Genomic DNA, 10,243 nt, shown 5'->3' on the forward strand with positions numbered 1-10,243 from the left:
TTTACACCCTCTTCTTTGTTAATTTAAGTAATACTTTGCTCAAGCTTTCTTCCGTAAGGTCCTCCGCATCAACAAAATCTGATACTGTAAAAGCAGACTCTGTTGTTGGTTTATTTATAAGTTGATGAAGATACCTCAACATACCATCTGCTATCGCTTGAATTTTCAACCTAGAAAACTGTTCTCTACTATACATCCAAACAAAATGTAACTTCTCATCTTTTACCATACCGATAACCTCAATTAGATGAGATGGCTTGGAATCTGGAGCATGATCTAAAAATGTAAACCCTGTCTCTTGTATAAACAAAGATTCCTTTGAAAACACTTGATCAAATTGGCCCAAATAGTTAAAGCTTATTGAAGGCTTTTGCTGATAAAACGGAAGTAATTCTTTTTTCAAGTAACGTAAAATACCATAGTCAACTCCGCGATTTGGAATTTGACGCAATTGATTTTTTACAACCTTTAATCCTTCAATAGGTGTTTTAGTTCCTTGAAAATTTAGATGAACAGGATAAATACTCGTGAACCAGCCCACTGTCCGTGATAGATCAATACCTTCAATCATCTCTTCTCTCCCGTGTCCTTCTAGATGAATAGAAACTGTTTTCTGATTTGTACAATCAACAATAGCTTGTCCTAATGCCGCCAATAGTACTTCGTTAATCCTTGTCTTATGAGTCACTGGGACTTCTTGTAACAATGTATGTGTTTCTTTTACTCCTAAAGTCCTCGTCACTTGATCAATCAATTCTTCTGTTGTTTCTTGTATTGGATAGTCCATTGGAATTTTCATCGTTTCTTTTTCTACTTGTTCATTCCAATAATTTTGTACTTCTTTTGAAATACCCGAATTACTGTATGTCTGAAGTCGTTCCGACCACTCTTTAAAAGATGTACTTTTCGCAGGTAAACTAACTTCTTGATCTTGTTTCATCTGGTTATATACCGCCTGTAAATCTTCCAATAGAATTCTCCACGATACTCCATCTACTACTAAATGATGAATCACCCAGAATAGTAGATCATTCCCAGTCAAGGTGTCCTCAAAGTAAACTACTCTCATTAACGGACCAGTAACTAAATTGAAACTAGCTTGATTAATGTTCATCTCTTCTTGTATTATTTTATTCCACACTTGTTCATTAGCTTTTTTCCGTTTTATTACATGAAGTACTGACTGCTCATTAGTGCCTTCATTTCTCTGCCTCCACGTTCCATTTGGTAACTGTTCGTATCGGAAACGTAAAGCATCATGATGTTTGAGTAAATTTAATATTGCTCCCTCTAGTAACTTCACATCCAATCTCTCTTTTACTCTTAAAAGCATCGATTGATTCCAATGCTCCGGACGTGGATGTTCTTGTTCGAAGAACCAGTACTGAATTGGAGTAAGAGGCACATCTCCTGTCACAATTCCCTGCTCCGCTTGTGCTCCTTGTGTTTCTATAGCCACTTGTGCCAGCTCGGCAATAGTTGGGCATTCAAACATTTGCTTTGGAGTAAGTTTTAACCCCACTTGACTTGCTTGAGATATGATTTGAATACTGAGAATCGAGTCGCCACCAATTTCAAAGAAATTATCATAAATTCCTACCTTTTTAACACCTAATACTTGCTTCCAGATGGTAGCTAGTATCTTTTCGTTGCTATTACGAGGGGCAACACATTCACTGTTAATCTGCTTTTCATCCGGCATAGGTAAGAACTCACGATCAACTTTACCGTTGGCAGTTAGAGGAATGGCTTCCATTGTCACAAATCCTGAAGGGACCATATAGCTCGGTAGTTTCGCTTTAAGATACTCTCTCCACTCGCCTACATTTCCATCTCCTACAACATATGCTACTAATCGTTTATCACCCAGTTGATCTTCTCTAACAATTACAACAGCTTCTTTTATAGATGCATATGCATTTAAAGTAGACTCAATCTCTCCAATCTCAATTCGGAAACCACGTATTTTAACCTGATGATCAATTCTTCCACGATAATCCAGATTTCCATCCGGCAAATATCTCGCTAAGTCTCCTGTCCGATATAATCTTGCTTTCGGATCACTACTAAATGGATGAGATATAAAGCGCTCTGCAGTTAATTCAGGTCTATTTAAATACCCACGTGCAAGCCCTGCCCCACCAATATAAAGCTCACCATCTACACCTATAGGTACCGGTTGTTGATAAGCGTCTAGTATATACACTTCTAAATCTGGAATCCGCTTTCCAATATTACTTCTTGAAGCATGCTGCACATCATCTTGAGTAATTGGATAATATGTAACATGAACTGTAGTTTCTGTAATTCCATACATATTAATTAACTGTGGTTCTTTGTCCCCATACATTTGAAACCATGGTAACAAACTAATAGGTTCTAACGCTTCTCCGCCAAATATCACATAACGCAGCTGCAAGTTTTTATTCTTATCTTCTTGTTCACACACTTGTATTAATTGTCGAAACGCGGAAGGTGTCTGATTTAGAACTGTGACTTCTTCCTCTATCAATAATTGATAAAAATCCTTAGGCGACCGACTAATCCAGTATGGAACAACAACCAATTTCCCACCATATAATAATGCTCCCCAAATTTCCCATACTGAGAAATCAAATGCATAAGAATGAAAAAGAGTCCAAGTATCTTTTTCATTAAACTGATACCAACAATCCGTCGATTTAAATAAACGAATGACATTGTGATGCTCTATCATAACGCCCTTTGGATTCCCTGTTGATCCCGAAGTATAGATTACGTAAGCTAAGTTTTGGGAACTTACATCGGAAACCGGCAAGGTCTTATTTTCTTGTTCAATCTTATCTCTTTCACGATCCAGGCAAATCGATTTAATATTTTCTGGTAACCATTTCAATTGTTTTAAACCTTCTTGCGTTACGAATAATTGAATGCTAGCATCCTCTAAAATATATTGAAGTCGCTGCTCTGGATATGTTGGATCAAGTGGAACATAAGCTCCACCAGCCTTCAAAATCCCTAAAATACCTACAATCATTTCTAAAGAACGTTCAACGCACAGTCCAACTAAAGTATCAGGTCCTACTCCTTTCTTCTGCAGATAATGAGCTAACTGATTTGCACGTTCATTTAGCTCCCTATAAGTAACTTTTCCTCTTTCATACTTAACTGCAATAGCATTTGGACAAATCATCGCTTGCTGTTCGAACAATTCATGAATAGTTACTTGAGGTGGAAAATCAAGCTTAGGATTATTAAACTCTACTAAACTTTTTCTTTTATCTTCATCAGAAATGATTTCGATTCCAGCTACCTTCTGCTTTGGGTTTTCAAAAGTGTTTTCTATTATCGCTAACATAACGTTAAAAAAACGTTTTATCTCTTCTTTAGAAAATAGCTCCTCACGATAATCAATATGTACATGTAAAGAGTCTATATCAATTAAATTTTCAATATGCACTGCAAAATCTTGTACCTCTTCACGGTTTGGAATCCATAGTGAGTCACCACTTTCATCACGATTTCTATAATCAATCGTAGTTCCGAAAAGTCTCACATTGCTGTTATTCTCTTTATTAATCTGCTTTAATAACAAATCAAATGGATATTTCTGATGTCTTAATGATTTACTTTGTTTTCTGGACACCCTACCAATAAATGAAAGCACTTCTTCTTCTGGATCAATATCCATTCTTAAAGGAACTGTACTCACCATCATTCCAATCAATTCTCGTTCCATTTTAGTCATGCGGTTGCCGTAAGCCATTCCTAATGTAATATCAAGCGATGAGGTCCACCGATACATGGACAACGAGAAAGCAGCAACAAAAAGGGTATATAAACTAAATTTATAATCTTCAGAAAATTTATCTAACTTTCTCTTCAAATGCTCCGATAATATAAACGTCTCGCGTGATGCTTTGGTACTAATTTGGTACGTATTATAGGGCTTCAATCCGGTCACAGATGGAAGTGTTTTAAATTCCTCTAACCAGAATTTTTGATCTTTTTGAAAGCGACTACTATTCAAGTATGTTTGTTCATTGGCCAGAAATTGAACATATGAATTTTTAATTTCGTCTTCCTCAGTCTCGTTATGCATTTCATAATAATATTTTGCAATCTGACTGGTAAATATTTGGATTGATAAACCATCCATGATAATATGATGAACATTCCCAAAGACTGCACATTCATTATCGTTTAATTTTATTAAAGCGAAATAATATAAATTTGAATTAAATAATGTAAACGTTTCTTTTGTTTTCTGCTCAATCCATTCCTCAAGCAAATCTGAATCCTCCACAGAACTGAAATCGAAAAACTCAAATTCTTGTTCTTCATGTTTAATAAAATATTGTTTAGGTTCCTGATGCCCATTTTCTTTTAATCTGATGCACAGACCGTCATTTTCACTGATAACACGATTCACAACTTGGTTTAATTTTGAATAATTCATTTTTCGATGAAGTTTAAATAAGAATCTTAAATTACATATCCCTTTATCAGAATGAATAACTTCTGTATACCATATTCTTCGCTGCGGGTGACTTAATGGATAACATTCCTCATTGGTCATAAAAAATCTTCCCTTCAAAAATTATTTACTCTTATAGGCTCGTGTTTATGTTTAGCCCAAAAATATTTCTGCAGTGAAACTCCAATTACTCCAATGATGATAAGCCCAATCCCGCCATAAACATAGAGTTGAGTTACTCCAAACAAATGCACTAATGGGCCACTCATAGCAGGAGAAATAATTAGAACTGCGTTTGTTAAACTGCTTTGTATACCAAATACTCTTCCTACTTGATCTTGATCGGATTCTATTTGTAAAATAACTTGATTAGATACAAGCATCAATCCACTTCCAATCCCAGCGATAAAACTAATCAAATAGGCCAAAACGAAGACCGTACCGGGCGTTATCAGGCCAATCCCTCCAAAACCAATTCCCATTAAAACCATACCCCCACATACTACCCAACCATATTGAAATTGTTTTAATTTTTGAGTTAGTAATGCACCAAGTATTCCCCCAAGACCAATAATAGAAATGATATATCCCATTTTACTTTTATCATGTGGAAATAAGCTCTTAAATAAAGTAGGGAACTGCGAGTCTACTAATTGTAATACTGCCATAGCTATTGTAACGAAAATCATAGTTGATAATATTATCCGATTAGATAATACATAACCCCACCCTTGTAACCAAGCGGCCCAAGTGCTTTGCTTTTCCCTATCAACAGGTTTTCTTAAAAGAGTTTCTTTGAATTTTATTGTGGGCATCAGAATCAAAGTTGCTAGTAAACAACTTATCGCTCTTATAATGAGACAGAACTCTGGCTGAAACCAGCTCAACAACACTCCTCCTATAAGTGGACCTACTATCTTGGTTCCCTGCTCGACTATTCCGTTGATACTTACTGCCTTAGTAAGCAACTCTGGGGATACAATCTGTCTTGTTAGTGTTTGCTGTGCAGGATAATAAAAAACAATAAAAATAGAACGAATCATTAATGCTAATAAGAGCCAATGGATACTTTGTACAAATAAAAGAGCAATTGTTATTAGACCAACCATCAGATTACAGAACATCATAATTGGAATTTTTCTAAAACGATCTGCAATAACACCTGCCCATGAGCCAAAGATAATTCCAGGAAGTGCATATGCAACAGGAATCAACCCAATCATGGTAGGATCTACTTCCCATTCAAACCCAACAATAGTCATAATGGCTAACATATCAATAAAAACACCAAGCATAAGCAATGAATAAGCAGTGAAAACTTGTAAATAAATCCTATTTCCTAATAGGCTTTTTGAATCGGTAGTTTTCATAAAATGTGCTCCTTAAATTTACTAAAATGGATGTTTTTGTGTACACAATACCTCTTTTTTGCACATAATTTATAACTCTACATATATCTATCTAAAATTTAATACTATTCAAACTTCGATAACTATAAAATTCAATATCTTTGGTTTAATTTATGCATTCAAATATATTTATTTTTAGTTCTTACACATTCACTTCTGACTTTAAATGATCTTTTTCATCTATAAACGTAGACGAATTAAATGATTTCTAGTTATATCGTCATTACAACAACAGTAAAAAATGAGAATATTTCATTAATTTATTTAAACAATTTTCTTTGATTTTCATATTCTACAAGCTAAAACTCTACTCAATGAAAATAATCAATTAATAGCTCTGTAATCCTAAAATTTACAATAGTTAAACCATCCAAATCACATCCCTTTTCAGAATTGTCTTTTTTTCTATTTAAAATACTATCACACAACTTTTCTAGCTACTATCTTCATAAAGTTGAAATAATCAAATTAGAAAATTCAGATAAAAAATAGTATAATTTACCAAACTACCAATTGCATTGATTATAAAAAGACCTTATTTTGTCCTGAATTAAAGCTAATGCGTAAATACAAACAAAATCAGCAAAACACCTTTTATATGTCGTACTGGTTTTGTTGAAGTCCATCTTGAATTGTAGCTAGTTCAACGTGATCATAAATTCTGAGTTCGGTGTCCCAGCAAATACAACAGTTCCGTTCTTCGGCAGTTTTACTTTGTTATTGCCGCTCACAACGGTAAAATTAATGCAAACTCCCTTCTCATCATACACCGCGAACGAACTCTTCGATAGCAACGTTACGGACATTATTTTCCCGACTGCCGATTGCGGGATTGTAAACCATTTCGCATGCCCATTTGCTTGCAGCGTAACTTGGGATGATTGGCCTGCATCAATTGGTTTTACGTTAGATTCACTGGTTCTGGTGCAAAAACTTCAGGATAATTACAATAAATCTATAAAACTTGGACATACTGATACTATTACTCTAGAAAGGGGCGTGATTGGTATGGAAAAAGAAAATTTGTTCAAATGGAAGCATTATCAGCCTGATATTATTTTGTTAACGGTAAGGTGGTACTTACAGTACAATTTGAGCTTCCGTAACCTGGTGGAAATGATGGAGGAACGAGGTTTATCCATTTCTCATACAACGATTATGCGTTGAGTTCATCAGTATGGTCCTGAATTGGAAAAACGGATCCGACCTTACCTCAAACAAACAAATGACTCTTGGAGAGTCGATGAAACATATATCAAAGTAAAAGGGCAATGGATGTACCTGTATCGTGCTGTTGATTCGAAAGGAAACACAATCGATTTTTTCCTAAGTAAAACAAGAGATCAGAAGGCTGCAAAACGTTTTTTCAAGAAAGCTTTGCGGTCTTTTCATGTTTCAAAGCCTCGTGTTATAACAGTCGATAAGAATCCAGCTTATCCTATAGCAATTGAACAGCTGAAAAAAGAAAAAAGCATACCTGATGGTATGCAACTTAGACAACAAAAGTACTTGAATAACATAGTAGAACAAGATCATCGTTTTATAAAGAAGCGTATCCGTTCTATGCTAGGGCTCAAATCTTTTGACACAACTACATCCATTCTTTCTGGAGTAGAAGCCATGCATATGATTACAAAAGAACAGATTGATTTACGGAATCAGTCTGTCCAAACTCAGAAAGAATTCATCCATCAATTGTTTGGACTTGCAGCATAAGACACGATTCTGTTAGGAATACATGTAGCTTTATTCTCTTTTATTTTTGCACCAGAACCCATAATCTTTTTTATGATGTTGTTGGATGTATCTTCTACTTAGTTCGTCTATTTGAGGTTTTAAGGGCTGAATCGTATTGTATCCATATTGCCACTGTCTTTTATCCTGCGGTAACTGTTTATAGATTTGGAGAAACAGTGGTTTTAAATGACCATTTCGCCAGTTAAAAGTAGAATCTTCTTTTTTCCCTGCTACCATATTGTTACGAATCAAATCATTGATTTGTTTCTGTTCCCGCTTTCGATCTAACAAATTATTTACGACTTTTCCTTTCATCGCATCCAATGTTTTTGGTTTTCTTTTGCCCCTTTCTCTCGTAGGAAAGGGTTCAACTGTTGCGACATGAATATGGATATTATCCGTGTTGAAATGTATGGCTGCCGACCAGATAGAGCTTTTTTCTATCCCCTCCCGTTTTTGCATTTCCTTCATCGCAAGCCGTGTGACATCCATTAACTTTTTTTCATCCAAGGTTTTGGTTTTCGCATCATATATGCCTTGTTCTTCGAGCCAAGGATTATGAAAAGAGATCACATCTTGCCACATAATGCTTCCATTTTCATGAGCGGTTTTGAACATTTCCTTTAAGGATTTTTTTTCACTTTCTGTTAATCGATTTGAATGTTCCGTAAAAAGAGCTGAAGTCTTTTCTGAATCCCCCATGTAATCTTGATACAGTTCAAACATTTTTTGATTAAGCTTTACTTCACTTTTCGCTTCCTCCCGATCAACGTATTCAATATAGTTTTGAAATGCATCGGAATTTGGCAAAACAAATTTTGTTTTTAACACAACACCAGGCGTTACTGAGGATGGAACAGGAACCGCATTACTCATTTTCATCATCCTGCATCATCATTTGTATAAATGCATTCATTTTTTGCATTTCGTTATAACAATCATTCATCACATAGATATTTTTTTGAATGAGATTTTCTAACTCCATTTCCTTTTTAGATTGCTCAGGTAAAAAGGCTGCCATTTCGAGAATTCCTTTTAAAAGTTTTTGCCTGGATGTTCCCTTTTTCTTTGCCATTTCATCAAACTTTTGGATTGCAACTGGATCTATATCTCTTATTTTTAGATGCACAATTTCCGCTCCTTTCTGCAAATTCGGGTAGAGCACAAAAAATAGTGAGAAGAGCATAAGGGGTTTTTGTTCCCACCGAGGGTGTGAAGCTAGGCGGAGCCTAGCAAAACGATGGGAACAAGGAAAGTCGTTGAATGTCCCGTTAATGTCCCCTTGTTTCTTGTTCATGTCTCCATCACGTCCCGTTATTTTTTCGAAATGTCCCTACCGTGTCCCCTTATTTTTCTTCCATGTCTCCATCATGTCCCTAAGACTTTTTTCAGTTTTTATGAATTTCTTGTGCCTTTTGCTCCAATTTTTTGATCTTATCTTGTGCATTTTTTTGTTCCGTTTTAAACAGTTCTATATTCTTTTCAGACTCTTTTATTCTCGATTCTAATGCTGAAATCTTAGATTGTGTTTCCATCTTTTCCCCTTCCGTTTGGTACTTCATTTCCTCTTTTAGTTCTTTTACTTTTTGATCTACTTGTTTCACATTTTCTTCTTCTAACTTGATTGCTTTTCCATAATTTGCGATCTTTTCTTTCCAATCTTTTTTATCTCTTTCTATAAAATTTTTCTCATATTCTCGCTTATCTTTTGCCAACAATTCATCATTTGCTTTTGTTTTTCTTTGGTCAGTAAAAATGGTGTATGCCAGTTTGCTAGGCGTATCTTGATCTGTCTGTTCCTCTTCATATTCTGAAGGATCTTTTGTAAATTTCCGAATGTCCATTTGTTCTTTTTCACCGTTTTTATTATAAATATCTAACGCTACAGCTCCCCAATTCGGAGATAAATTTTGCACCTCAACTACATAATGACCATTGTCTTCATACAACACTTTAATAGGTAATTTCGCACCTGGATTTGCTTTCTCTTGCGCTTGAAATGTATAGCCGGTTTCTTCATAATTTTCTAATCGAAACCGAATTTCCATGAAATTTTTATGTGGATTGTACTCCCGTTTTTCCACTACTAACTTCCCCATACCCGGTAGTTTAATAACTTTATCTGTTGCTGTATGAAATAACTTTTCATCATTCGGCATATAGAATTTAGATGTTAAAAAGGCAAAAAAACCGAGAAATATTTTTCATTAATTTTCTTTGTAGAGAAGTTCTGTGCTAATAGATTAATACGTTTTCTACAATTGATTTTGATGAATGCAGTTTGTATTTTTTAAGGTATTGGAGCAGATATTCTCCCTATTCATAAGCATTTGCACCATGTTCATTTTCGACTCCTACTTTCTCGATATACCATGGTCCAATTCGAACACATTCCTTTCCACAATATATACATATTTTCATTTGTGGTCTCCATATGCAAACCTTACTAATATTTTTCAGTCCAGCTCTCCACCCCCCATTGTTATTTCACGCTTTCTATTCGTTGCGATAGGTAAGACTTTGAAGTTATCTCCATCTTTTCCCCCGCTTAGCACTGTACGTGCGACTTTCATCGCATACAGCGCCCCATCTTATCCTTTTATACTAAAGCAACTAGATTACAAACAATGTTGTACTCACC

Annotated in this window: 4 protein-coding genes and 3 pseudogenes; 1 reads left to right on the top strand and 6 read right to left on the bottom strand. The window is 35.2% G+C overall.

Features of this window, described 5'->3' with window-relative positions; translation table 11 throughout:
- Window position 1: 1 nt before the first annotated feature.
- From KFD70_RS24655 to KFD70_RS24665, 3 genes and pseudogenes are all read right to left on the bottom strand, one after another.
- Window positions 2-4,558, bottom strand: a complete 4,557-nt coding sequence (locus tag KFD70_RS24655) for an amino acid adenylation domain-containing protein (protein WP_336454155.1) — start codon at window positions 4,556-4,558, stop codon at window positions 2-4.
- A gap of 14 nt (window positions 4,559-4,572) precedes the next feature.
- A complete protein-coding gene (locus KFD70_RS24660; RefSeq protein WP_336454154.1) occupies window positions 4,573-5,826 on the bottom strand; it encodes an MFS transporter in 1,254 nt (417 codons plus the stop codon).
- A gap of 677 nt (window positions 5,827-6,503) precedes the next feature.
- Window positions 6,504-6,782 (bottom strand): annotated as a pseudogene (locus KFD70_RS24665) (hypothetical protein); the annotation flags it as partial.
- Between the two features lie 91 nt (window positions 6,783-6,873).
- Here KFD70_RS24665 and KFD70_RS24670 point away from each other — a divergent pair.
- A pseudogene (locus KFD70_RS24670) lies at window positions 6,874-7,581 on the top strand (IS6 family transposase).
- A 60-nt stretch (window positions 7,582-7,641) separates the two neighbouring features.
- Here KFD70_RS24670 and mobP2 read toward each other — a convergent pair.
- From mobP2 to KFD70_RS24685, 3 genes and pseudogenes are all read right to left on the bottom strand, one after another.
- A pseudogene (gene mobP2 / locus KFD70_RS24675) lies at window positions 7,642-8,478 on the bottom strand (MobP2 family relaxase); the annotation flags it as partial.
- Window positions 8,471-8,788, bottom strand: coding sequence for a hypothetical protein (locus KFD70_RS24680; RefSeq protein ID WP_420792383.1), 318 nt, complete (start codon window positions 8,786-8,788; stop codon window positions 8,471-8,473). The gene KFD70_RS24680 and the pseudogene mobP2, both read right to left, overlap by 8 nt.
- A 202-nt stretch (window positions 8,789-8,990) precedes the next feature.
- Entirely contained in the window at window positions 8,991-9,761 is a 771-nt protein-coding gene (locus KFD70_RS24685; RefSeq protein ID WP_431613447.1) for a hypothetical protein, read from the bottom strand.
- Window positions 9,762-10,243: the final 482 nt, after the last annotated feature.

It is taken from the genome of Bacillus pfraonensis (assembly GCF_050768835.1).
Classification (GTDB): domain Bacteria; phylum Bacillota; class Bacilli; order Bacillales; family Bacillaceae_G; genus Bacillus_A; species Bacillus_A pfraonensis.